The sequence below is a fragment of the Duganella sp. Leaf61 genome, from assembly GCF_001421905.1.
GTDB lineage: Bacteria > Pseudomonadota > Gammaproteobacteria > Burkholderiales > Burkholderiaceae_D > Rugamonas > Rugamonas zoogloeoides.
In genome coordinates, this window is the sequence record NZ_LMLM01000031.1 from 232,270 (window position 1) to 256,572 (window position 24,303).

At 64.0% G+C, this 24,303-nt stretch carries 23 protein-coding genes; 13 read left to right on the top strand and 10 right to left on the bottom strand.

The genetic code is table 11. The features are described from left to right. The first annotated feature begins 12 nt into the window (after window positions 1–12). Together ASF04_RS22860 and ASF04_RS22865 are read left to right on the top strand one after the other, a co-directional pair. Window positions 13–1,209: an acetyl-CoA C-acyltransferase gene (locus tag ASF04_RS22860; RefSeq protein ID WP_056146934.1), complete on the top strand. Its 1,197-nt coding sequence runs from the start codon at window positions 13–15 to the stop codon at window positions 1,207–1,209. 82 nt (window positions 1,210–1,291) lie between these two features. Continuing rightward, window positions 1,292–2,065, top strand: coding sequence for an enoyl-CoA hydratase (locus tag ASF04_RS22865; protein WP_056146936.1), 774 nt, complete (start codon window positions 1,292–1,294; stop codon window positions 2,063–2,065). Window positions 2,066–2,077: 12 nt separating this feature from the next. Here the strand turns inward: ASF04_RS22865 and ASF04_RS22870 are convergent, their stop codons facing one another. From ASF04_RS22870 to ASF04_RS22885, 4 genes are all read right to left on the bottom strand, one after another. After that, entirely contained in the window at window positions 2,078–2,407 is a 330-nt protein-coding gene (locus ASF04_RS22870; RefSeq protein WP_056146938.1) for a carboxymuconolactone decarboxylase family protein, read from the bottom strand. 71 nt (window positions 2,408–2,478) lie between these two features. Then, the gene (locus tag ASF04_RS22875; RefSeq protein ID WP_056146940.1) at window positions 2,479–3,018 is read right to left on the bottom strand and encodes a hypothetical protein; all 540 of its coding nucleotides are present in this window, start codon (window positions 3,016–3,018) and stop codon (window positions 2,479–2,481) included. Between the two features lie 176 nt (window positions 3,019–3,194). Further along, complete coding sequence (locus ASF04_RS22880) at window positions 3,195–3,869, bottom strand: GntR family transcriptional regulator (protein WP_056146942.1); 675 nt, start codon at window positions 3,867–3,869, stop codon at window positions 3,195–3,197. Continuing rightward, window positions 3,866–4,810 (bottom strand): dihydrodipicolinate synthase family protein, encoded by a 945-nt coding sequence (locus ASF04_RS22885; RefSeq protein ID WP_056146943.1) that lies wholly within the window; start codon window positions 4,808–4,810, stop codon window positions 3,866–3,868. Before ASF04_RS22885 ends, ASF04_RS22880 begins: the two co-directional genes overlap by 4 nt. Window positions 4,811–5,017: 207 nt before the next feature. On the opposite strand from ASF04_RS22885, the gene ASF04_RS22890 reads away from it, so the two are divergent. Beyond that, window positions 5,018–5,245, top strand: a complete 228-nt coding sequence (locus tag ASF04_RS22890; RefSeq protein WP_056146944.1) for a hypothetical protein — start codon at window positions 5,018–5,020, stop codon at window positions 5,243–5,245. After that, window positions 5,242–5,628 (top strand): type II toxin-antitoxin system death-on-curing family toxin, encoded by a 387-nt coding sequence (locus ASF04_RS22895; RefSeq protein ID WP_056146945.1) that lies wholly within the window; start codon window positions 5,242–5,244, stop codon window positions 5,626–5,628. The genes ASF04_RS22890 and ASF04_RS22895 overlap by 4 nt, the downstream gene beginning before the upstream one ends. Here the strand turns inward: ASF04_RS22895 and ASF04_RS22900 are convergent. After that, on the bottom strand, window positions 5,625–6,848 hold the full coding sequence (locus tag ASF04_RS22900; protein ID WP_200931134.1) for an MFS transporter: 1,224 nt from the start codon (window positions 6,846–6,848) through the stop codon (window positions 5,625–5,627). The genes ASF04_RS22895 and ASF04_RS22900 overlap by 4 nt on opposite strands. A 166-nt stretch (window positions 6,849–7,014) precedes the next feature. Next, the gene (locus ASF04_RS22905; protein ID WP_019923352.1) at window positions 7,015–7,572 is read right to left on the bottom strand and encodes an outer membrane beta-barrel protein; all 558 of its coding nucleotides are present in this window, start codon (window positions 7,570–7,572) and stop codon (window positions 7,015–7,017) included. Between the two features lie 243 nt (window positions 7,573–7,815). Here ASF04_RS22905 and ASF04_RS22910 point away from each other — a divergent pair, with 243 nt between their 5' ends. Continuing rightward, window positions 7,816–8,922 (top strand): catalase family protein, encoded by a 1,107-nt coding sequence (locus ASF04_RS22910; RefSeq protein WP_056146946.1) that lies wholly within the window; start codon window positions 7,816–7,818, stop codon window positions 8,920–8,922. Window positions 8,923–9,074: 152 nt separating this feature from the next. On the opposite strand, the gene ASF04_RS22915 is transcribed toward ASF04_RS22910, so the two are convergent. Both ASF04_RS22915 and ASF04_RS22920 read right to left on the bottom strand, forming a co-directional pair. Next, window positions 9,075–12,065: a TonB-dependent receptor gene (locus ASF04_RS22915; protein ID WP_056146947.1), complete on the bottom strand. Its 2,991-nt coding sequence runs from the start codon at window positions 12,063–12,065 to the stop codon at window positions 9,075–9,077. Between the two features lie 191 nt (window positions 12,066–12,256). Then, window positions 12,257–13,819, bottom strand: coding sequence for a carboxylesterase family protein (locus ASF04_RS22920; protein WP_056146949.1), 1,563 nt, complete (start codon window positions 13,817–13,819; stop codon window positions 12,257–12,259). 172 nt (window positions 13,820–13,991) lie between these two features. Between ASF04_RS22920 and ASF04_RS22925 the strand changes: the two genes are divergently transcribed. The 3 genes from ASF04_RS22925 to pnuC all read left to right on the top strand — a co-directional run bounded on the left by ASF04_RS22925 (window position 13,992) and on the right by pnuC (window position 17,158). Next, window positions 13,992–16,013: an ATP-binding protein gene (locus tag ASF04_RS22925; RefSeq protein WP_082488961.1), complete on the top strand. Its 2,022-nt coding sequence runs from the start codon at window positions 13,992–13,994 to the stop codon at window positions 16,011–16,013. A 148-nt stretch (window positions 16,014–16,161) separates the two neighbouring features. Continuing rightward, entirely contained in the window at window positions 16,162–16,548 is a 387-nt protein-coding gene (locus tag ASF04_RS27670) for a hypothetical protein (RefSeq protein WP_156368740.1), read from the top strand. Window positions 16,549–16,579: 31 nt separating this feature from the next. Then, window positions 16,580–17,158: a nicotinamide riboside transporter PnuC gene (pnuC, locus tag ASF04_RS22935; protein ID WP_082488962.1), complete on the top strand. Its 579-nt coding sequence runs from the start codon at window positions 16,580–16,582 to the stop codon at window positions 17,156–17,158. 2 nt (window positions 17,159–17,160) lie between these two features. Here pnuC and ASF04_RS22940 read toward each other — a convergent pair whose 3' ends face one another. After that, window positions 17,161–17,985, bottom strand: coding sequence for a response regulator (locus ASF04_RS22940; RefSeq protein WP_056146954.1), 825 nt, complete (start codon window positions 17,983–17,985; stop codon window positions 17,161–17,163). Window positions 17,986–18,216: 231 nt separating this feature from the next. On the opposite strand from ASF04_RS22940, the gene ASF04_RS22945 reads away from it, so the two are divergent. From ASF04_RS22945 to ASF04_RS22960, 4 genes are read left to right on the top strand one after another with little or no spacing between them, the layout of a single operon-like run. Beyond that, window positions 18,217–18,744, top strand: coding sequence for a spore coat U domain-containing protein (locus ASF04_RS22945; protein ID WP_056146957.1), 528 nt, complete (start codon window positions 18,217–18,219; stop codon window positions 18,742–18,744). A 33-nt stretch (window positions 18,745–18,777) separates the two neighbouring features. Continuing rightward, a complete protein-coding gene (locus ASF04_RS22950) occupies window positions 18,778–19,491 on the top strand; it encodes a molecular chaperone (protein WP_227012314.1) in 714 nt (237 codons plus the stop codon). A gap of 7 nt (window positions 19,492–19,498) precedes the next feature. Further along, window positions 19,499–21,880, top strand: a complete 2,382-nt coding sequence (locus ASF04_RS22955) for a fimbria/pilus outer membrane usher protein (protein WP_229205167.1) — start codon at window positions 19,499–19,501, stop codon at window positions 21,878–21,880. Next, window positions 21,862–22,896, top strand: coding sequence for a spore coat U domain-containing protein (locus ASF04_RS22960; protein WP_156368741.1), 1,035 nt, complete (start codon window positions 21,862–21,864; stop codon window positions 22,894–22,896). Before ASF04_RS22955 ends, ASF04_RS22960 begins: the two co-directional genes overlap by 19 nt. Before the next feature lie 85 nt (window positions 22,897–22,981). Here ASF04_RS22960 and ASF04_RS22965 read toward each other — a convergent pair whose 3' ends face one another. After that, window positions 22,982–23,257 carry a hypothetical protein gene (locus ASF04_RS22965; RefSeq protein WP_156368742.1) on the bottom strand — a complete coding sequence of 92 codons (276 nt, stop codon included), beginning with the start codon at window positions 23,255–23,257 and terminating at the stop codon, window positions 22,982–22,984. A gap of 416 nt (window positions 23,258–23,673) precedes the next feature. Between ASF04_RS22965 and ASF04_RS22970 the strand changes: the two genes are divergently transcribed. Continuing rightward, window positions 23,674–24,168 carry a helix-turn-helix domain-containing protein gene (locus tag ASF04_RS22970; protein ID WP_056146966.1) on the top strand — a complete coding sequence of 165 codons (495 nt, stop codon included), beginning with the start codon at window positions 23,674–23,676 and terminating at the stop codon, window positions 24,166–24,168. The last annotated feature ends 135 nt before the right edge of the window (window positions 24,169–24,303 follow it).

The following is a 24,303-nucleotide window of genomic DNA, read 5'->3' on the forward strand; positions in this document are numbered from 1 at the left end:
AGGAAGAACATAATGACCAAACAACTTCAAGACGCATACATCGTCGCTGCCACCCGTACCCCGATCGGCAAGGCGCCGCGCGGCATGTTCAACAAAACCCGCCCGGACGACCTGCTGGTGCGCGTGATCCAGTCGGCCCTGGCGCAAGCGCCAGGCCTTGATCCGGCGCTGATCACCGACGCCATCATCGGTTGCTCGTTCCCGGAAGCGGAGCAGGGTTTTAATATCGCCCGCCAATCGGTGCTGCTGGCCGGCCTGCCGAAAACCGTCGGTGGCGTGACCATCAACCGTTACTGCGCCTCGGGCATCACCGCGCTGGCCATGGCAGCCGACCGCATCCGCGTCGGTGAAGCGGACGCCATGATTGCTGGCGGCGTGGAATCGATGTCGATGGTGCCGATGATGGGCAACAAGCCATCGATGAACATGAATATGTTCTCGGACGAAAACGTGGGCATGGCCTACGGCATGGGCCTGACCGCCGAAAAAGTGGCGACCCAGTGGAAAGTCTCGCGTGAAGCGCAGGACGCGTTTGCCGTCGAATCGCACCGCCGCGCCATCGCTGCGCAGCAGGCCGGTTTCTTCAAGGATGAGACCACTCCGGTCGAGATCATCACCCGCACGCCGAACCTGGCCACCGGCGAAATCGACATCAAGACCCGTACCGTCGATACCGATGAAGGCGCGCGCGCCGATTCCACCATCGAATCGTTGTCCAAGCTGAAACCGGTATTTGCTGCCAAGGGTTCGGTTACCGCCGCCAACAGCTCGCAGATGTCCGACGGCGCCGGCGCGCTGCTGGTCGTGTCCGAGCGTTTCCTGCGCGAGCACAACCTGACCCCGCTGGCGAAATTTTCGTCGTTCGCGGTCAAGGGCGTGCCACCGGAAATCATGGGCATCGGTCCGAAGTTCGCGATTCCCGACGCCTGCAAGGCGGCCGGCATCACCCAGGACCAGCTGGACTGGATCGAGCTGAACGAAGCGTTTGCTGCGCAAGCGCTGGCCGTGATCGGCGACCTGGGCCTCGACCCGGCAAAAGTGAACCCGATGGGCGGCGCGATTGCGCTGGGTCACCCGCTGGGTGCAACCGGCGCCATCCGCGCGGCCACCGTCGTGCACGCGCTGCGCCGTAACAACCTGAAATACGGCATGGTCACCATGTGCGTCGGCGCCGGCATGGGCGCGGCAGGCATCATCGAACGCGTATAAGCGCGATCGGATCATCATCAAGAAGGGCGCTGCGGTGAGAACCACGGCGCCCTTTGTTTTACACAGTACATTGGAGACACGCATGGACATTCTGAGCACCAAGCAAGACGGCATCCTGACCCTGGAATTCAATCGCCCCGAGCGCAAGAACGCGATTACCGCCGCCATGTACCAAGCCATGGCCGACGCCATCAACGACGCCGAAGAAGACGCCGCCGTCCGCGCCATCCTGATCACCGGCAAGCCCGAGATTTTCACGGCCGGCAACGACCTGGAAGACTTCATGAAAAACGCCCCCACCAGCGGCGACCTGGAAGACCGCGCCGTGTACAAGTTCATGCTGGCGCTGTCGGGCGCAACCAAGCCGGTGGTGGCTGCCGTCTCCGGCGCGGCCGTGGGCATCGGCACCACGCTGCTCATGCATTGCGACCTCGTGTATGCCGCCGACAACGCCAAGTTCTCGATGCCGTTCGCGCAACTGGGCCTGTGCCCGGAATTCGCGTCGAGCCTGCTATTCACGCAAATTGCCGGCTACCCGCGCGCTGCCGAAAAGCTGATGCTGGGCGAAGCGTTCCTCGCTGCCGAAGCACTGGAAATGGGCCTGGTGTCGAAAGTGGTGCCGGCCGACGAACTGCTGGCCTTTGCTCAAGGCCAGGCGGCCAAACTGGTAGCCCTGCCAGCGAGCTCGATCCGCACAACCAAGCACCTGATGAAGGCCAGCCGCATCAATGCGATCAGCGACACCATCGCTGCCGAGAACAAGCATTTCGGCGCAATGCTGTCGTCGCCGGAGGCGCGCGAGGCGTTTACGGCGTTCTTTGAGAAGCGCAAGCCGGACTTTACCAAGTTTGCCTGAACGCCCAGGTAATCAGGGTGGCAAATCGCCCAACGCCGCCTGGGCGTGGGCCGACGCCGAAATGGCAGCTGGAAAACCCGCATAAAATGCCAGATGGGTGATGGCGGCAGCTAGTTCTTTCCGCGTGATGCCATGCTCGACTGCGCGCCGCAGGTGGGCCGGCAGTTCGTCCATGTGGTTGAGCGCAACCAGGCAGGCAATGGTGATCAGGCTGCGGTCGCGGGGCGCCAGGTCGGGGTCGGCCCAGACTTGCGAAAACAGTGGCTGCTCAACCAGGTCCGCCAACTTGGGCGTGAACGGCTTGGCCGCAGCACGGGGACTGGTGAAATCGATGACAGGCATGCGTGGCTCCGGCTGGTTGTTAGTGGCGGCTTCAGCACGGCTGCAACCGCCAAGGGGTGATATTGCTGGAGTCAGGCCGCCCGCGCAGCGCGGGCAATGCTCTCGGCAAACAGCGGCGTTTCGCGGCGGTTATGGTCGCCCGACGATGCCTGGCGGTCGGCGCACGCCTTTTCCCACGAGATGCCGTGCTCCTTGATGAAGGCCAGGAATTCCTCGGTCGGATGCGACACCACGCCGTTGGTGTATTCGCAGCGGTTGTCGTCGATCTTTTTAACACTCAGATCCCAGATCACCTGCACCTTGGTGCGGCCGGTGAGCGTAAACACGTCCGATGTGGACACCATGCGGCAGTGCGATGCTTCGGTGATGTCGCCCACGTAGTGCTGCACGACCAGGCCGGTGCCGATCATCTCGACGTTGATCGACATGCGGCGGCCATCGTCCGTAAAGGTGGCGCCGGCGGCAATGTGGTCGGGCGGGGCGCAGCGCTGGTATTCGGCGTCGGGCAGCGTGAACAGCCACTTGGCGATATCGACTTTCTCGAACGGCACGTCGATGATGTGGCTGAACGCGGACTGGGACAGAATCAGGTCGGAACGGATAACGGTCATGGCACTCTCCTAATGGTCAATGAAGCTCGCGGCAACCGGGGAATGTGCCGCAAGCGTGTAATGAGAATAGCGAGATTGCCGTGCGGCGAATACTGTCCGGGAGGGAAGGAGCGGGACTAACTTTTGGCAAACGGGTGAACTTGCACGGAGATGAACCGTGGCTGGCGCCGTTCGACCTACCGCGCGCGCCGGTTCGACAGGATAAAGCGTTCGAGATCACGGCTCGCATGCTCGATATGCCGCTTGAGCAGCGCTGCCGCGCCGCGCACATCGCCGCTGCGGCAGAGGTCGACCAGTTCCTCGTGCTCCTGCTGCGCCTGGCGGATGCTGGCGGCGCTCAGCGACAGCTGGATGCGCGTGTAGCGGTCGGTTTGCTGCAGCAGGGTGGCGACAATGGCTGCCGTGCGCGGCTGATCGGCGCGCGCGAACAGCACGTCGTGCAGGCGCGTGTTGAGTTCGCCCCAGCGCGTGGTGTGCTGGGCGCGCAATTCCACCTTGTATTCGGCCAGGATGGCGTCGAGCTGCGCATAGTCTTCCGGCGTCAGCTTTGGCGCCGACTTCTTCAGCAGCAAAGGTTCCAGCACGCTGCGCAGCATGAACAGCTCGCTGATCTCGTCGAGCGACAAGCCCGACACCACCGCGCCCTTGTGCGCGACGATCTTGACCAGCCCTTCGCCCTCGAGTTGCACCAGCGCTTCGCGCACCGGAATCCGGCTGATGCCGAACTCGGCGGCGAGGGCATCCTGGCGCAGGGAAAAACCTTCGGCCAGTTCGCCCGACATGATCTTGCGGCGCAGCGCGTCCGCCGCCTGGTCGGCGACGGTAGTCACCGCCAGGCCGGCGTGTTTCACGCGGCCACTTCCCGGCTCCAGTTGGCGTACCAGTCGCGGAACAGCGCATATTGCGATTCGGCGTAGCGGCGCTGGCTGGCGCTCAGGGCGTCGGTCTCATTGAAGTGCAGCGTGTACTCGGTGTCGCCGTTGAGCACCATCAGGTGCTTGTAAAACAGCACCAGGTCGGTGCCCTCGTCGAACGACGACAGCACCAGGAGAGCCGCTTCCAGTTCGCGCGCCTGGCGGCGGGCCAAGGCGTCGCCGGCGGCCGCCTTGCGCGACAGGGCGACCAGGTGCAGCACCTCGCGTGGCAGCGGATTGCCGATGCCGGTAATCGCGCCAGTGGCGCCGCAGTTGACGAAGCCGTGGACCACCTGGGTATCGACGCCCACCATCAGGGTGACATCGTCATCCTGGCTGGTGATGTGCTCGGCTGCGTAACGCAGGTCGGCAGCGCCGCCGAATTCCTTGAAGCCGATCAGGTTGGGGTGCTTGGCGCGCAGTTCGAAGAACAGGTCGGCGCGGGTGGCAAAGCCGTAATACGGGCTGTTGTAGATCACGGCCGGCAGCGCCGGCGCCGCTTGCAGGATGGCCGAGAAGTGCGCGTGTTGCGCCGCCGGCGACGAGCCGCGCGACAGCAGGCGCGGAATCACCATCAGGCCCTGCGCGCCGACGTTGGCGGCGTGGGCAGCATGCGATACGGCCTCTTTCGAATTGACCGCGCCGGTGCCGACGATGGTCGGCACGCCGGCTGCCACCAGGCGCGCCACGCCTTCCTGGCGCTGCGCTTCGGTCAGCAGCGGCCAGTCGCCCATCGAACCGCAGTACACCACCGCGCTCATGCCGGCATCGACCAGCTCACGCCCCTTGCGCACCAGGGCGTCGAAGTCGGGCGTGCGGTCGGCGGTGCAGGGAGTCATCAGGGCCGGGATGGTGCCGGTGAAAATATTATCGCTCATGGTGTTCCTTCAGCTGGAGGGGAAAGGGCATGGGCGAAATCATACTTCGGTTTTGGATATTTTATACAATCCGAACGACGACTATGCAGATTTAGTCGTGTAAGGTGCTGATTTTTAACGCGTCGGATATTGATCCACGTGCTGCTTTCAGCGCCAGCTTGACACCTACGCAACCGGGCATATAATCAAAATGATATAGGGGGTGTCATGTTGAAATTTAAAGTCACAACCGTTGGCGCATCCGAAGGCTTGATCCTCAATAAAGAGGCCAAGCGGATACTGAACGTCCAAAAAGGCGATACGCTTTATCTGACCGAGGCGCCCGACGGTGCGATGCGGATCACACCACATAATCCGGAATTCGAACGCCAGATGGCACTGGCGGAGGCCATCCTGCATGATGACCGCGAAATATTGCGTGCATTGGCGAAATGACGTGGAAATGGGTTGAATCGGCTACGGTCTACGCAGTGCATGATATGCAGTTATCACAGCACGGCGGCCTGACCGGCATTCGCGACTTGAACGCAGTCGATTCGGCGCTGAACCGGGCACCTAACCTCGACGCCCACGGCAAGCCCCCTCTCGATGCAGCCGATCTTGCGGCCGCCTATCTATATGGGCTCGCTACCAGCCACGGTTTTTCGGACGGAAATAAGCGCACCGCGTGGGTGATTGGCAGGTTGTTTCTCGCGCTCAATGGCATCGAGCTGATATTTACCCATATCGAGGCGATCGACCTCATGCTCGCAATCGCCAATGGCAGCATCAACGAAACCGACACTGCCATTTGGCTCAGGCAGCGCATTACCCCTTAAACAGCCACTGCCACGGGCGCCTGCCGCCGCTCCATCAGCACTGACACCCCCAGCACCGCAATGCCGCCCAGCGCCAGCATGGCGCCGACCAGGCCGGTCGATTGCAGGCCCAGGCCGTGGGCGATCGCCATGCCGCCGAACCACGCGCCGGCTGCGTTGGCGCAATTGAAGGCCGAGTGGTTCAGTGCAGCGGTCACGGTCTGGGCATCGCCCGCCACGTCCATCAGGCGCGTTTGCACCGCTGGCGCGACGGCGATGCCGCAGCCGATCAGGAACAGGTTGATCGCCACTGCCCAGACGTTGGCGCTGGTGTAGTAGAAGGCAGTGAGCGCCACCACGTTCCACACCAGTGCGCCAAAAATGGTCCACAGGCGCGAGCGGTCGGCCAGCCAGCCGCCCACCAGGTTACCGAGCGTCATGCCCACGCCGATCAGGGCCAGCAGCACCGCCACCATGTTTGGCGATACCTTGGTGATTTCCAGCAGGGTCGGCGTCACGTACGTGTACACCGCAAACAGGCCGCCAAAGCCCACCGACACCATCAGCAGGGTGACCCACACCTGGGCGCGGCGGAATACGCCGAGCTCGCGGCGCGGGCTGGCGTCGCCGGCGGCGATGAACGGCACGTAGCGGCGCACCATCAGCGCGGTGACCACGCCCAGCACACCGACGACCAGGAAGGCCGAACGCCAGCCGAAGGCCTGGCTCAGCCACGTGGCCAGCGGCACGCCGAAGATGTTGGCAATCGTCAGTCCGAGCAGCACGCGCGAGACGGCCTGGCCGCGTTTTTCCGGCACTGCCATGGCGGCGGCCACCAGTGCGGCGACACCGAAATAGGCGCCGTGCGGAATACCGGCCACGAAGCGCGCCAGCAGCAGCGAACCGTAGGCCGGCGCGGCGGCGCTGAGCAGGTTGCCGGCCGCGTACAGCGCCATCAGCATCACCAGCATGGCCTTCTTTGGCATCCGCGCCAGGAAGATGGCAATCAGCGGCGCGCCGAACACCACGCCCAGCGCATAGGCGCTGATCATGTGGCCCATGTGCGGCAGGTCGGTGTGCAGGTCGGCGGCGACGATCGGAAGGATGCTCATCGAGGCGAATTCGCCGGTGCCTATCGCCAGGCCGCCGATGGCCAGTGCGAAATTGGCCAAGCCGGCGCCGTGCGGCGCGGCAATCGGAACGGCGGGGAGGGATGTGTCGGAAACAGGGTCGGAATGCATCGGGAGTGGCTGAAAAATCAGTGGCAAAAAGGGTCAACCTTAGCATGTTTGGCCGACTTTCGTTGGCCACGGTCCGGCCTGCGTAATGTTACTGAGATACTGAGAACAAAAAAAAACGGCAGGCGCTATGCACGCCTGCCGCTGATCGATACTGAACGGGTATTGCTTAGAACTTGTAGCGTACGCCGACCGACACCATGTTGGCTTTCAGGTTGTCGTTGCTGTCTTCGAACTTGGCGATTTTGCCGAAGTATTCGTATTCGGCAACAATGCTGAAGTTGGTGTTGATGGCGTAGGCAGCGCCAACGGAGACGTAAGCGGAGCTGCGGTTTGCTTTGTCGTTCACGTTGAAGCCATTGAGCGAAGCGTTGGCCTTCACTTCGGAGCGGACCACGCCGGCTTTACCGATCAGCGAGAATTGCGCGTCCAGCGGCAGGGTGCCGGTCGCAGCGAAATATACTGCGGTTGGTTCGAAGGAAGCACGTGCGCCAAAGCCCGAGCGTTCCAGCTTGCCCAGGTCGGTGTAGCCGCCTTCCAGGCCGAAGTTCTGGTTGAAGTTGTAGCCACCGAACAGCTTGAAGCCGGTGTCGTGATCCTTGGTCGAACCGATCGACAGTTTTTGTTCTGCACGGCCAACGCTGCCGCCGACGTAAGCGCCTTGCGATTGAGCGGCGGCGGTGCCGGCCAGTGCTGCCAGCATGGCGAACAAGATGGTGTTTTTCATATTTCTCTCTTTAAATGGGTCAATTCACGAAGTGGTTTAATTGATATTTCGTGAGCGCAATATTATATATATAAATTAACGTTCGCGCTGAAATGCTTCAATTTGGTGCGCAATCGTGCGCGCCTTTGTGCGGAACCGGCGAGCGTAGTGAAGGCTCGGGCCGTGCGTGCGTGGCACCACAGACGCCAGGCCGCAACCACGCCATGATGGCAATGTCAGCCAACCAGCCAGCAGGATACCCTCATGGATTTTCCCACGCGTCACCTGAAACAGCCATTGCCCTACGATCCTTCCTACGAAGTACTGGAGGAGGACGAAGCGGAAACCATCGCCGGTCTGCAGGAGCAGATGCGCGATATCGCCGGCACCGTCCACAAGGATAGCGGCCACGCCCCGCGCGGCGTGCACGCCAAGAGCCACGGCTTGCTGCGCGGTACCCTGCGCGTGCTCGACAACCTGCCGCCCGATTACTCGCAGGGCCTGTTTGCCGCCAGCGGTGCATACCCGGTGGTGATGCGCCTGTCCACCACGCCCGGCGACCTGCTCGACGATAAAGTGTCCACGCCGCGCGGCATGGCCATCAAGGTGATCGGGGTGCCGGGCGAACGTCTGGCCGACGGCCAGGGCGATGTTACCCAGGACTTCGTTATGGTCAATGGCCCGACCTTCCAGACTCCGACCGCCAAGAAATTCCTCGGCAGCGTCAAGCTGCTGGCTGCCACCACCGACAAGGCGCCCGGTTTGAAGAAAGCGCTGTCGGCCGCCTTGCAGGGCGCCGAAAAGATGATCGAAGCGGTCGGCGGCGAAAGCGCCACCCTGATCAGCATGGGCGGCCATCCGGAAACCCACATCCTCGGCGAAACCTTCTTTACCCAGGTGCCGGTGCTGTTCGGTCGCTACATGGCCAAGCTGCAACTGGTGCCGGTGTCGCCTGAGCTGGCCATGCTCAAGGACCAGCCGGTCGATCTCGACCACAAGCCCAACGGCTTGCGCGGCGCGGTGGTCGATTTCATGACCGAGCACGCGGCCGAGTGGGAACTGCGGGTACAACTGTGCACCGACCTCGACGAGACGCCGATCGAAGACCCGACCGTGGAATGGACTACGCCGTGGGTGGCAGTGGCGCGCATTTCGGCCCCGGCCCAGGCCGGCTGGACGCACGGCCTGTCGGTGCTGGTGGACGACGGCATGCAGTTCAGCCCGTGGCATTGCATCGCCGCGCACCGCCCGCTCGGCTCGATCATGCGGGTGCGGCGCGCCGTGTATGCAGCGTCGGCGCGGTTCCGCGCCGAGCGCAATGGCACGCCATTAGCCGAACCTCACAATCTCGACCACTGGCAAGAACACTAAAAACGGCCAGAGCGTCGTTGCAGCGCCTTGCCGTGCTCATGCACTGTCTGCGGCGCTGCGCCTCGCTCTGAGCGTCGTTGCAGCGCCTTGCTCTGACCGTTTAATAAAAAAGGGGCGCCGCAGTGGCGCCCCTCTTCATTGGTGCAAGCTAACTAGTACTTGTAATTCATCCCCACCACGAAGGTGCGGCCTGAATGCACGTACAGCAGCGTGTCGTTACGCTGGTTGTCGCGGCCGTAGCGCAGCGGCGTGTCGTTGAGGTTCTGGCCCTCAAAGCTCAGGCGCAGTTGCGGCGTGAGGTTGTACGACATGCTGAAGTCGACGTTGGTCGAGCCATCGACGGTGGTGAAGTCGTGTCCCTGCACGTTGCCAAGCACGTTGAGCAGGTACGACGAACGGTGCGCGGCCGAAACCCGGGCGCTGAACTTCGGGTCCTCGTAGAACAAGGTCAGATTATGCGCCTTCGGCGACAGGCCGGTGAAGTTGGCGCGCTGGGTCAGCTGCTCGTTGGCCGGCGTGTTCGGATTGTCCACCCGCGTGATGTAGGTGATCTTCGAATCGACGTAGGTGTAGTTCGCCAGCAGGCCGAAGTTGCTCCAGATGCCGGGCAGGAAGCTGAACGGTGCTTGCAGGTTGAACTCGTAACCGGTCAGCGGACCGCCCGGAGTGTTCACCTGGCGGTTCACCACCACCGTCGTGCTAGGTAAGGTTGCGCAAGCCGGCGTGCCGCCGGTGATGCTGCAACCGCCGCCCAGCAGCACCGAGTCGGGCAGGCCCAGGCTCGAGAACACGGCGCGGTCCGACACGCCCTGGATGAAGGTGCCGATCTTCTTGTGGAAGGCGCCCACCGACACCATGGCGTTCTTGTCGTAATACCACTCGGCTTGCAGGTCGAAGGTCTTGGCGCGGATCGGCGACAGGTTCGGATTGCCGATGGTAACTGTCTGGACCTGCGCATTGAGCGTGCTCGATGGCGCCAGGTCGGTGTACTCGGGACGCGCCAGGGTTTTGCCTGCCGAGAAGCGCAGCATCACGTCCTTGTGCAGGGTGGCCGACACGTTCAACGCCGGCAGGTAGTCGTTGTAGCGGTTGCGGCCGCGCACCGGCTCCAGCGTGCCGTTGGCGTTGACCAGCGCGAACGAGTTCATCTCGGTGCGTGCGTGGCGCACACCGACGTTGCCGCGCAGCGGGATGTTGAACAGGTCGTAGTTGAAATCCGCCATGAGGAAGGCGGCGTCGATCTTTTCCTCGACGCCCCGGTTGGCCTGGTTCAGGTAGTTATATTCGGAACCTGGCACGGCCGCGCAATGGCACTCGATGTTGTACACCGCGAGGAACTTGTTCAAGTCCACCGCCGCCCACGAGCTCGGGACGCCGGAACCGCCGAGGCCCTTGCCGAAGCCGCTGATCTGGCGCGAGATCGAGTCCATGGTGACGCCGGCCGGCAGGCGCAAGCCGTTACCGCCCGAACCGATCTCCACGTTGGTCCACTGGTTATTGCGGCGCGAGAGGCCGGTGCGCAGGGTCAGGTTGTCATTTGCTTCGAACGCCGCAGTGACCTGGTTGGTTTTCAGCGTATTGCGGGTGTGCAGGTAGCGGCCCACGAACTGGCCGTGGAAGGTGCCGTCCGCTTCCTGCGGCGCGAACGAGAAATTGTTCGGGTTGGTCACGTCGATGCCGAAGTTAATCGTCGGCACGTTGCGGTTGTTGCGGAAGTCGAAGGAATAGCCGTTGGCGTTGGGCGAGTCGAACTGCACCGTGGTGCGCTGCGGCTCGTCCAGGTCCGAGCGCGAGCGGCCGGTCAGGAAGTCCAGCTTGAGGCGGTCGGTGACGTCGTGACGGCCCGACAGCACGTATTGTTTAAAGGTGGTCGAATACACGTCGAGCAAGCCCTCGGTGCGGATGTCCACCGCGTTGAACTTGCCGTAGTCCCAGCTGCCGTTGTCGTTGAAGTGCGCATCGACGATCGACGTCTGCGGCTTGCCGTTCGATTGCGCCATGCTGCGCCCGAACGAGATGGCCGAGATGTAGTTGTCGTAGCGTTTGTTGTTGAACTTGCCGCCCATCAGGTCGAGGTTCAACTCGGTGGCGCTGCTTGGGCGCCATTGCAGCGCGCCGGTCAGGCCGGTGCGCTCGTACTCGGTAAGCGAGCGGCGGAAGCGTGGAATGCGTGGCGCGAATGCGCCCGAGCCCGGCAGCGGGTTGGCGACCGTGCCGCCGTAATTGTCGGTGCGGCCCATCACGTCGTTGTAGGCGGCGGTATTGGACGTGCGTGGCACGCCGAAACCGCAATTGGTAGCGGTAACTCCCTTGACCGCGTTGTTGGCCGGATTTTGCACGGCCGCGCCCAGCGGCGAGCAGAAGCCGCCGTCGTTGCTGGCGCTGAGCAATTCGACCGCCTCGTAGCCTTCTTCCTGCGCGGTGCGCTTGGAGTACGCGGCCGAGATCAGCGCGCCGAACTGGCCGTACGAGGTTTTCCAGCGGTCCGAGTACAGCGCGGTCACGCGCGGGTCGTTGGTCTTGGACACCGAGTTGTGCATGCCCTGGGCGCCGATGCTGAAGGTGCGGCCCTTGAAGTCGAACGGCCGGCCCGTGCGCAGATCGACGGTGGCGCCGAGCGAACCTTCTTCCACGGCCGCTTCCGACGTCTTGCGCACTTCCAGGCTGTTGAACAGTTCCGAGGCGAACACCGAAAAGTCGAAGCCCCGGCCGCGGTTGGTACTGCCGTTGATGTCGGACGCGCCGGTGGCGGTCACGCCTTCGATGCCGTTGATGCGCACGCGGGTAAAGCCCGCGTTCAGGCCGCGCACGGTGATCTGCTTGCCTTCGCCGCCGTCGCCGCGCGTGAGCGACACGCCCGGCACGCGTTGCAGCGATTCGGCCAGGTTGGCGTCGGGGAACTTGGCGATGTCTTCGGCCTTGATCACATCGACGATGCCGTCGCTGGCGCGCTTGGTGTTCAGTGCGCTGTTCAGGCTGGCGCGGAAACCGGTCACGACAACGACCTGTTCTTCGGCGCTCTTGGCTTCGCTGGCGCTGGCGGGTGGGGTGGTTTCCTGTGCCTGGGCGCTCATGGCGGCAAGTACGCCGATGACTGCCAGCACGGACGGCTTGAGCGGACTGCTATGGTTCCGGTTCTTCATGCGTATCCTCTTATAGTATTGATTCGTCTCCCCCTTGCGGGTGAATCGATCATATGCGAGGCATCCGGACGAAAAACCGGGGCTGCGGGAAACAGTCACGCAGTTGATTTTATTAATACTTCTTTTGGTACGACCGGGCCTTCGATCACCCCCGGTCGTTGCGCCATAACTACAGTTTGGCAAGCGAACCGCTACGGTGCGGGCGGCACGATGCTCGACGGCGGATGGTCGCGTCCCTCGAACAGCAAGTCGCACAACGCCGCGCGCGCGCCGTGCACGGCCACGGTGCCCGCCGGCGTGATCGACAGCGACCCGTCACGGTCTTTCACCGCCGGCCAGCGCGGCAGGCCGGGGCCGTTCGGATCGCCATGGCGGATGAAGTTGGCCCAATAGCGCTGCACCGGCGGCCAGTCGGCCGCCAGGGTCTTGGCGGGCGGCGCCCGGTAGATATAGTCCATTTCGCTGGTATGCTCGGGCGGCTTGCCGCTGCCGGGCGCGCCGTAGCCGAACTCGTAGCGCCACACCCGTGAATTGGCCGTTGCCATGCGGCCGGCCAGCCAGCGGGCCGGGCAGCGAAACCACAGGTCGGTCATCAACTGGGTGGGGATGGCGCCGAGCGGACCGTTCACGCCAGGCGTGCCGTACAGGCGCTGGGCAGCGGCGGCCCGGTCGCCGAACGCTGCGGCGATCAGCGCCGGGCCGCTGGCCGGCGCCCGGTCGGCGCCCAGTTCCTGGGTGTTGTTGCCGATCAGGATGTCGATGCCACGGCCGGCATCCTTGGGATAGCTTTGCGGCAGCACGTAGCCGTCGATATTTTGCTGTTCCCACGTAAAACTCGGATCGACGCCGGGCGAGACCGGCAAATTTTCCGCTGCCTTGGCAATCGCGGCGGCGGGCAGGGCGCGCAATGCGGCCAGGCCGGCCGCATTGCGTGGCAGGTGCAGGCGGTCGAGCAGTTCGTCGCCCATCGCCTCGCTGTGGGCGGCCGTGCGCGGCGCCCCCGGCGCGGCCGCCTGCAGGATGGCGCGGCGGAACAGGCCCCGGGCCAGCGGTGTATACGTGAGGAACAGGGCGTCGGTGGCGCCGGCCGAGTTGCCGCTGATGGTGACGTTGGCCGGATCGCCGCCAAAAGCGGCAATGTTGGCCTGCACCCAGCGCAGGGCGGCGATCTGGTCGAGCAGGCCGTAGTTGGCCGACGAGGCGTGCGGATCTTCGGCGCGCAAGGCGTCCAGCCCCAGGAAGCCGAAAGCGCCCAGCCGGTATTGCAGCTTGACCACGACGATACCCTGGCGGTGCAGGCTGTCGTCGGCCAGGCTGCCGGCGCCGGCAGCCGCATTGGAGCCGCCGTGAATATATACCAGCACCGGCAACCGCGCATCCGCTTGCAGCGACGGCGTGCGCAGCGAAACGCTCAGGCAGTCCTCCTGCGCGCTGGCGATAAAACTCTGGTTCCAGCCGACATCGGCCTGCACGCAGGCGGGGGCAGGTGCGGAGGCATCGAGCACGCCCGGCCACGGTGTGCGCGGCGCGGGTGGCAACCAGCGCCTGGCGCTGGCAGGGGAGGCGGCATAGGGAATGCCGTTGAAGATCGTGCTGCCGTCGGCCATGGCGGCACCGAGCACCTGGCCGCCGGTCACGGTGACCGTGGTGGCGACTTGCTGCAGCTGTTGCTGCCGCGCTGGCGCATTCGTCTGCGCCAGCGATACTGGCAGCCACAGCATCAACAGGCCAGCGGTGAATGTTGGATGCGGCATGGTGCGCTTTCCTGTCGTCTTCACCCGGCGGGCGAACCGCAGCGAGAATAGCATAAAGGCAATGGAAAATCATGCAGCCGAACAGGCGATTCTCCGGGGATAACTGGCCGTCTATCGTGCGCCGCGCCGCAGCCCAGTTGCTACACTTCTGCTTTCCTCAGATAAATAGATCATGGCGGCCTTACCCGTTTCCTCCCTGCCGGCAACGCCCGCACACCGCTTCGTCGGCGCCAGTACGCCGATGCGCGACCTGGTGCGCGCCTTTCCGTGGCACACCACGGCGCTGGGCCCCATCGACGCCTGGCCGGCATCGCTGCGCACCTGCGTCGGCGTTGTGCTGCACGCTGCCCAGCCGATGTTCTTGTACTGGGGCGAGGACCTGGTGCAGGTCTATAACGACGCCTTCGTGCCGTGCTTTGGCGCGGATAAACATCCCGCCGCGCTGGGGCAGGGCGGGGCGGCCTGCTGGGCCGAGGCCTGGGCCACCATCGGCCCGCAGATCGAGCACGTACGGCACGGCGGCGAGCCGCAAGTCCATGTCAACCAGCTGGTCCCCATCCTGCGCAACGGCATTCTCGAAGACGTTTATTGGAACTACAGCTTTACGCCCGTATTCGATGACAGCGACGGCGTGGGCGGCGTGCTGGTCGTGTGCACCGAAACCACCGCGCAAGTGCTGGCCGAACGGCGCCGCCATGCACTCGACCTGCTGGGCCGGGCGTTGCTGGCCTGCCGCAGCGAGGCCGACGTGGCTGTCGCCATCTCGCGCTGCGCGGCCGACCATCCGCGCGACTTGCGCAGCGTGGAACTGCTGCGCGGCGAGGCATCAGGCAACGTCAGCTCCGACCCCGATGCCGGCCTGGTCGTGATCCAGGGCGCGGAACTGCAATTGTGCGCCGAGCTGGCGCTGGCCTTCCGCGTCTCGCCGCATTTGCCGGTGGACGCCGCCTGCCGCCAGTTCCTCGCGCAATTCACCGCCAGCGTGTGCGCCACGCTGAGCCGCCTCGAGGCCGACCGTGCACTGGCGCTGGCCATGGCCGAGAGCGAGCGCCTGCACGGCGACCTCGATTCCACGGCGCGCATCAAGGATGAATTCCTGGCCATGCTGGGCCACGAGCTGCGCAATCCGCTGGCGCCCATCGTCACCGCGCTCAAGCTGATGAAGCTGCGCGGCGCCGGTGCGCATGACGGCTTCGATACCGGCCACGAGCAGGAAGTGATCCAGCGCCAGGTCGATCACCTGGTACGGCTGGTCGACGATTTACTCGACGTCTCGCGCCTGGCGCGCGGCAAGGTCGAGCTGCGCAAGGAGACCACGCCGCTGGCAGACATCCTCAACCGCGCCATCGAGATGGCCGCGCCGCTGATCGAACAAAAGCAGCACCGCCTGCTGGTGGACGTGCCCACCGTGCGCTGGCACGGCGATCCGGCGCGGCTAGCGCAAGTGGTCGCCAACCTGCTCAACAACGCCGCGCGCTACACCCCGCATGCCGGCCACATCACGCTGGCCACGCGGGTGCGCGGCGCCGACCTGCAAATCCTGGTCACCGACGACGGCAATGGCATCCCGGCCAGCCTGATGCCGCACATTTTTGATCTGTTTGTCCAGGGTAGCCGCAAGCTCGATCGCGCCAAGGGCGGCCTCGGCATCGGGCTGGCGCTGGCGCACAACCTGGTGCGCATGCACGGCGGCACCATCCAGGCCTACAGTGGCGGCGAGGGGCGCGGCAGCACGTTTACCATCAACCTGCCCGACTCGGTGGTGGCCGAGGCTGTGCCCGCGCCGGTCCTGGTGCCGATCGCAGCCCCGGTATCTGCCGATCCCGGGCCGGCAGCGAGTGGCAGCGTGCGCGTGCTGGTGGTGGACGACAACCAGGATGCCGCCGATTCCCTTGCCGAGCTGCTGGGCGCGCTCGGCTACGAGGCCAGCGTGGCCTACGATCCGGCCCAGGCCATCGCCGCCGCCAGCGTATCGATGCCGCAGGTGGCGATTCTCGACATCGGCCTGCCCGGCATGGACGGCTTCGAGCTGGCCGGCCGCCTGCGCGCCTTGCCGCACGGCGCAGCGGTGACCCTGATCGCGCTGTCCGGCTACGGCCGGGCCGACGACAAGGCGCGCAGCAGTGCGGCCGGCTTCAACGCCCACCTGGTCAAGCCGGTCAACCTTGGCGACCTGCAAACCGCGTTGCCCTGAGGTGAGATTGTTGTCATAAAACTTTAAATTTTTCTCAAAACATCTATAAAATGTCTCCCGGAAACTTTTGGTCCGGGAACCGCATGAACTTGGTGTACAAGAATGAAAAACTGCTGTTCGGCGTGATGCTGGCGGTGTCCATGCTGGCGTGGGGCGCGCTGCTGATCGGCAACTTGGGCCATGCGTTGCTGTACGCGGCGGCGTTTTACCTGGCCTGGTATTTGGCCTGCCCCGCGCCCGCGAATACTCGTGCGACCGCCATGGTTTCCACGCCTGCGCCGAGCTGGCCAGCGCCCAGGCCGGGCTGGCCACCCTGGAGCAGGCCGGCTACGCGCTGATCGATCCCGGCCACGCGGTGCAAACCTTTGAAGTCGATGCCGGCAACGGCGTGGTCCGGGTGTACCCGTCCGACATGCGGTACCGCGGCGGCGCGCTTGCGTTCACGCCCCGCGTGGACGAGAATAGGCGCGTGCTCTGGCGTTGCAGCGGGGAAGACCTTCTCGCCGCCGTGCTGCCACCTGACTGCCGCGACTGATCGCCTTCGCCTCTGCTTCCGAAAGATACTTTTGACCTCTCTGCTGGAAATCGCCGCCAATGCCGTCATGACGGTTTCGATCATTCTCGCGGGGCGCAACAATGTGCATTCGTGGTGGCTGGGCATCATCGGCTGCGGTCTGTTTGCCGTGCTGTTCTACGACACCCGCCTGTACGCCGACGTCACCCTGCAACTGTTCTTCATCGTCACCTGCGCGGTCGGCTGGTGGCGCTGGCTGCGCGGCGGCACCGGCACGCCGCTGCCGATCACGCGCGCCCGGCCGCAGGCGCTGATCTGGATGGGCGCGCTCGGCCTGGCAGCCACCGCCATCTATGGCCTGCTGCTGCAAGCGTACACCAACGCCTACGCGCCGTTCATCGATTCGGGCGTGCTGATGTTCAGCGTGATCGCCCAGCTGCTGCTGATGGGCCGCCGCCTGCAAACCTGGCAATTTTGGCTGTTGGTCAACACCATCGCCGTACCGCTGTACGCCAGTCGCGGCTTGTACCTGACGTCGGTGCTGTACGGCGTGTACTGGATCAATGCGCTGGCGTCGTGGTTCTTCTGGAGGCGCAAGATGCAGCAAGCTGCGCCGCAGTTGCCTGCCTGAAATTAGTTTAATGGCGAGCGCCGCTGCTGGATCGCCTGCCGGTACGCCGTGGGTGTCACCCCCAGCTTCTCGCGGAACGCGGTGGCAAAGTTGCCGGCGTTATTGAAACCGATTAACAGCGCGATGTCCTGGACGTCGATGTCGGTGTCCTTGAGCAGTTCCTCGCCGCGCCGGATGCGCGCTTCCCGGATAAACGAAAACACCGTCATGCCGGTTTGTTCGCGGAACACCTGCGACAGCTTTTCGCGGTAAGTGCCCACGCTGCGGGCGATTTCGGCCAGGCCCGGCAGCGAGGCCAGGTTGTCGGCAATCAGGCGTTTGACGGCCGCCACGGTCACGGCATCGGGATCGACACCGTAGGGCGAGGCAGGCAGGTGACTGTCGACCGCATCGTTGAGCGGTGCCGGCGCTGTCGAGGCCGAAGCGCCATGGGCGCGCTGGGCCAGCGTCAGGTGGACCTGGATGCGCGCCGCCAGTTCTCCCGGCGAAAACGGTTTTGACACGTAATCGACGCCGCCGATCGACAAGCCCATGATGCGCTCCTCGTCGGCGTCGGCGCCGCTGAGGAAAATCACCGGGATGTCCTGGGTGGCCGGATTGGCCTTGAGCAGCCGGCAGGCGGTGTAGCCATCCATGTCGGGCATGCGCACGTCGAGCAGGATCAGGTCGGGATGGTTGGCCAGCGCCAGGTGGTAACCCTGCAGGCCGTTATGCGCCACCGAGACCTTGTACGGCAACTCGCTCAGCAGATCGACCAGCAAACGCTGCTCGAACGCCGAGTCGTCGACGATGAGAATCTTGCTCATAGTGCTATCGGCAGTCTGCATGGCTCACCCTGAAGGTTGGTCATCTTTTGATACGAAGTGTTGCGCACCTGCCGCCATTATGCCCATGTTTGGAAAATTTTTTGGTGGATTTCTACGCACGCAAAACCTTCCTCTCCTCCAGCAGAAGCAGAGTTTTTTTAGATCATCAATAATTGAATCATGTGTTGGGATTGGGCAATTTTTAAGGCGCCGGAGCTCAACTTTTTGTGATTCATTTCTGAAGGAGGTTGTATGATCACCCGCAAAAATGGCCGTGCCGCGCTCGCTGCTGCCATGGCCACCACCCTGCTTGCCGCCGCACCGATGGCCGACGCCGTGACGTATTCGAATGGCAGCAAGACCGCGAACTTCGACGTCACGCTCAAGATCATCGCCGACTGCACCATCGCCACCCAGCCGCTGGACTTCGGCCAGAGCCAGGGCGTGCTGGCCAACACGGTCTCGGTCAACACCACGCTGAGCGTCACCTGCACCAACACCACGCCGTACAACGTGGGCCTGAACGCGGGCACCGGCACCGGCTCCACCACGGCTGCAAGAGTGATGAGCGGCACGGGCGCCAATACCAGCACCGTCGCCTACAACCTGTTCCAGGCCGCCGGCGCCACCAACTGGGGCAATACCCAGGGCACCGATACCCGCTCCGGCACCGGTTCGGGCACCGCGCAAACGCTCACCGTCTATGGCGCCATTCCCGCCCAGGCGACGCCGCAGCCTGACACCTATAAATCGACCATCACGGCCACGGTGTATTTCTAAACGATGACCTTATCCGCGCGCCTGGTGTGCTGGATGAAACTCGGTATGCTCGTGTTGAGCGGGATGCTGGGGTTGGAAGCGAGCGCTGCTAATTTGCAGATATCGCCAGTCATGATTATTTTGCGTGCAGGCCAGGGTGCCACCGGCATCACCATGCAGAACATGGGAGAGACTCCCGTGTACGGCCAGGTCAGGGTGTTTTTGTGGGACCAGAACAACACGGAAGATGTGTTGACCCCGACACAAGAAGTAGTAGCCAGTCCCCCCATATTGCAGATCGGGCCTAAAAGCAGCCAGATCATTCGCCTCGTGCGACGCAGCAGTCAACTCCCCAGCCGCGAGTTGAGCTACCGGATCCTCATCGACGAAATCCCCCGCGAGGGCGAAGGCCCCGCCAGTGGCGTCGATATCCGCCTGCGCTATTCCGTGCCCATGTTTGTCCAGCCCGCCGACGAGCGTATTGCTCCGGCGTTGGCCTGGTCCGTTTACCGCAAGGACGATCACTGGCGGCTCAAGGTGCGCAACAGCGGCACCCTGCGCGCGCAGATCGGTTCGTTCGAATTGAGCAATGCCCGTGGCAAGAATTTTACGATCGCCGAAGGCCTGTTCGGCTATGTGCTGGCCGGCCGCGAGCGCGAATGGCGCCTGCCGGTACCCGCCGACGCCGACCTGTCCGGCACGCTGGCGGTCAAAGCCAATATCAATGCCAAGCCCGCAACTGCCAGCACCGTGGCGGCACTCGAGTAGCCGCGCCATGTGGCGGCGGCTGCCTTGCCTGAAGGTGACGATGGCGGTGCTGGCCTGGGGACTCATGGGCGGCGTGCGCGCGCAGATCCCTGCCGCGCCGGCGCCGATGCCGGCGCTGGTGCCTGCCTCGGCACCGGCGTCGGCACCAACCTCGGCGGCATCCGAGGAAGAACTATTTCTGGAGGTGACTTTGAACGGCCAAGAGACCGGATTGATCTTGCGCTTCACGCGCCAGCCCGGCACTGTGCTCGGTAGTACCGGACTGAACACGACAGTGCAAAACCTGCGCGACCTCGAACTCGATCCGCAACGGTTGGGCGTGGCCGACCGCGAGTCCGTCAACCTCGACGATGTTCACGGCCTGCGCTACACCTACGACGCCGCCAACCAGCGCCTTGCGCTGCGCCTCGACGACGCGCTGCGCACGCCGGTGGCGCTGAACGCGCGCAGCCTGCGCCAGCCGGGCGAGGCCAGCGTCACGCCCGGCGCCGTGTTCAGCTACGACGCCTTTGCCCGCCGCGGCGACGAGCGCTACCTGTCGGTGGCCAACGAGCTGCGGTATTTCAACAACAATGGCGTGTTCAGCACGACTGGCGTGTTCAACACCAGCAGCCTGCTGACCCAGTACGTGCGCCTCGATTCTTCCTGGGTCCATTCCGACCCGCACACGCTGGAAACCTGGCAGGTGGGCGACCTGATTTCCTCGTCGCTGACCTGGAGCCGGTCGCTGCGCATGGGCGGCGTGCAGTGGCGCAAGAGCTTCGATTTGCGGCCCGATTTGCTGACCTTCCCGGTCGCATCGCTGGCCGGTTCGTCGGTGGTGCCGAGCGCGGTCAGCCTGTACGTCAACGGCGTGCGCCAGATGGAGACGGCGGTGCCGTCCGGCCCGTTCGTCATCAACCAGGTGTCGGGCCTGAGCGGCGCCGGCCAGGCCACCCTGGTCACGCGCGATACCGCCGGGCGCGCCATCACCACGGTGGTGCCGCTGTATGTCGATACCCGCCTGCTGGCCGAGGGCCTGACCGACTACTCGGTGGAGCTGGGCGTGCTGCGGCGCGACTACACCAGCAAGTCCTTCAATTATGATCACTCGCCGGCGCTGAGTGGCTCGATGCGGCGCGGCGTGACCGACCGCGTGACCGTGGAAGCGCACGGCGAGGCCGGCAACGGCGTGGTCAACGGCGGCGTGGGCGGCATGTGGCGCATGGGCCAGATCGGTGTGCTGACCGGCTCGGTCGCAGCCAGCGCCGGCAGCGGCAAGGGCGCCCAGGCCAGCATCGGCTACCAGTACCTGAGCCCGGGCTTTTCGGTGGACATGGAATCGCTGCGCGCCAGCCGCCATTACAGCGACCTGGGCACTGCCGAAGGCGGCCCCGGCGTGCGCGCCAGCAACCGCGTGAATATCAACATGGGCCTGTTCGGCGGCCAGACCCTGGGCCTGTCGTTCATCAGCCAGCGCGTGCCGGTATCGCCGCCCGCGCGAGTGGCGGCGCTGTCGTACGCGGCCACGCTGGGCGCCGGCCTGTACCTGAGCGTGAGCGCCTACCGCGATTTCCGCGACGCCAACACGCGCGGCATATTCTTCAGCCTCAGTGGCACCTTCGGCGACCGGCTCTCGGCCAATGCCAGCAGCGGCCGCCAGAACGGTGTGCAATCGAAAAACCTCACGCTGGGCCGCACGGTCGATTACGCGGGCGGCTTCGGCTGGGGCTTGCAGTCGCTGGAAAACAACGGCGCCACCCTGCGCCAGGCCCAGGGCACCTACCTCGGCAATTACGGCCAGGTGGGCGCCTTCCTGCAGGAAAGCGGCGGCAAGCGCGAAACCGCGTTCAGCGCGTCCGGCTCGGTGGTGGTGATGGATGGCAGCGTGCACGCGGCGCGCCAGGTGGGCGCCGGCTTCGCGCTGGTGTCCGCTGGCGTGGGCGGCTTGCCGGTGCTGCAGGAGAACCGGCCCATCGGTACCACCAGCAGCAGCGGCTATTTGCTGGTGCCCAATCTCACGCCGTACCTGTCGAACCAGATCTCGATCGACACCAGCAGCCTGCCGCTGGACGCGCGCATCGCCCGCACCACGCTGACCGTGGTCCCGGCGCGGCGCTCGGGCGTGGTGGCGGAGTTCCCGGTCGAAACCTATGCCGCTGCCACCGTGATCCTGCACGACGCTGCCGGCCAGCCACTGGCAACCGGCCTCGAGGTGGTACACGTGGAAAGCGGCGCCACCACCGTCACCGGCTTCGACGGCCTGGCCTTCATCGACAACCTGGCCCCCCTCAACCATGTGCAGGCCGTGGTGGAAGGGCGGCGCTGCATCGCCGAATTCGCCTACGTGAAAGAGCCGGGCAATGCCATGCCCACTATCGGACCGGTCGTGTGCCGGAGCGTGCAGTGATGGCGCGCCTGCTGTCTTCGGCGTTGCTGCTGATGTTGCTGATGTTGTGCGGCGGTCAGGCGCGCGCCGACAGTTGCGCCGTCACGCCGGCCAATGTCGTGTTCCCCAGCGTCAGCTCGATCAGTCCCGGACCCGTGTATGCGTCGTCGACCTTCAAGATCACTTGCACCTGGACTGCGACCGACGTGCTGACCGGCCTGCTCACGCCCAACGCGACCATCTGCCTGAACCTGGGCGCCGGCAGCGGCAACGCGTCAACGACCGCGACCACGTCGCGGCAGTTGTCGAGCGGGTCGCTGCGGGTCAACTACAACCTGTATACCGACGCCACCTACGCGCCGGCCAAGATCTGGGGCGGCTGGACCGGGACGACCACCTCGGGCAATGGCATCGTGTTTACCATGACCAAGAGCGGCGGGCCGGGCAGCCTGGACCGGTTCGTCACGATCTACGGCAAGCTCGAGGCGGACTCCACCTTGTCGAGCCTGTCGGTGGGGCCGGACAACCTCAATTTCACGTCGAATTTCGGCGCCGGCAGCGCGGTCATGAACTACCAGTTCGCCACGCTGGGCCTGCTCGGCTGCCTGATCCCGCAGACGGTGGCAATTCCGTTCACGGTGAGCGCACCGGTGATCAACGATTGCAATATCAATATCGGCAACCTGGCGTTTCCGCAATCGCGGCTGTTGACTGCCGCCGTGCGCACCACGTCCAGCCTGTCCGTCACGTGCAGCAAGGATACCGCCTACCGCATCACGCTTGGCGCCGGCACCTATGGTGCCACCACCACCGCGCGGCGCATGCGCAATACCGGTACGGCGGAGACGGTCGATTACGTGGTGTCCAGTGGGCTCGATGGCGCCAGTTGGGGCGATGGCACCGGGGGCACGGTAGCGGTGACCGGCACCGGTACGGGCGTGGCGCAGGCGATGACGGTGTATGGCATGGTGCCGGCGCAGGATACGCCGTCGCCGGGAGACTACAAGGATACGGTGACCGCCACGGTGTCGTTCTAGTCGCGCCTGATAAAGCCGCCATGGCGGCGTTGCAGCACCGCGCCTTGCTGTGGAGGCTTTCTCAGGCGCTCCGGGACGTTGGCGGTTAGAAGTAGACGGTCCAGTCTTGCGCGCCGGCGGCGGGGCGCACTGCTGCGGCCTCGGCGGAGGTGGCTGGCGCTGGTTGCGTCGCGGTCATCAGGTGCGGCGCGTTGAGCTGGCAGGCCACGGTGGGGGCCTTGGCGGCGGTGGCGCCGGCTTGCACGGTGCAGGCGTCGGTGACGGTGAAACTTACTTGCATGGAAGCGGACTTGGTGCCGGCCGAAGCCAGCAGTGGCAACGTCATCAGGGCCAGGCCAAGTGCTTTAACAAGAAGTTTCATTTTTGTCAGAAGTGTGAGGTGTGTATCAGTTGGAAGTGCTTGTCTTTATGTGTAACAACGAAACGAATTTTACCCTACATAAACATTCTATCCAATGTACACAATTCAGGCGAGATCAACTTCTCTTCAAATAGTGGAATTTGGATAGTTTGTAACCCCTCTTTTTAGCCTATTTTTGAGGGGTGTCACGATAGTCTAAAAAACGAAGTTTTCATAGAGAAACATCCGGGTCATGTATCACAACAGGAGAAGAAAATTGAGAGACCAAAATACACACAATGTCACGCGGCATCCACCGCCGGGAAAGTTCACAAATTTTCACCTCAAACATGCAAGTCACTGATTCTTACCGAACTCGACTTAGTGACTGTCTGGCAGTTTTTTCCGATTTAAAACCTGGAACCGAGGAGTAAACAATGAAACATACCGACTTTGGCCGCATGCCTTGCCCGATCGCCCGCAGCCTGGGCAAAGTAGGCGAATGGTGGAGCATCCTGATCCTGCGCGACGCCTTCTATGGCTTGAGCCGCTTCGACGAGTTCGAGAAGAGCCTCAAGATTGCCCCCAATATGCTCACCCGGCGCCTGAACGGCCTGGTCGAGGGCGGCCTGATGGAACGGCGCCAGTACAGCGCCCGACCGCCGCGCTATGAATACGTGCTCACCAAGTCGGGCCGCGACTTCAAGCCGGTGCTGCTGGCCTTCATCGCTTGGGGCAACGACCACCTGGCCCCCGAAGGCGCCAGCCTGCTGGTGGTGAGTCGCGAGACCGGCAAACCGGCCGACCAGGTGCTGGTGGACGCCAACAGCGGCCTGGCCATCAATGACGAAGATTACATGTTTGCACCGGGCCCGGCCGCCACCGACAGCATGCGCATCCGCCTCAGCGAAATCAGCAAGCACGCTTCCTGACCCGTTCTCTCGCTGCGACCACACGCCGGCCGGTAATGGCCGGCGTTTTTTTTGTCCTCGCGCAGTGATTGCGCCACCGTGTACCGGTTTTGAACCGAAGAAAAACAATAATTGCAAATAGGAAACTGTGTTGTC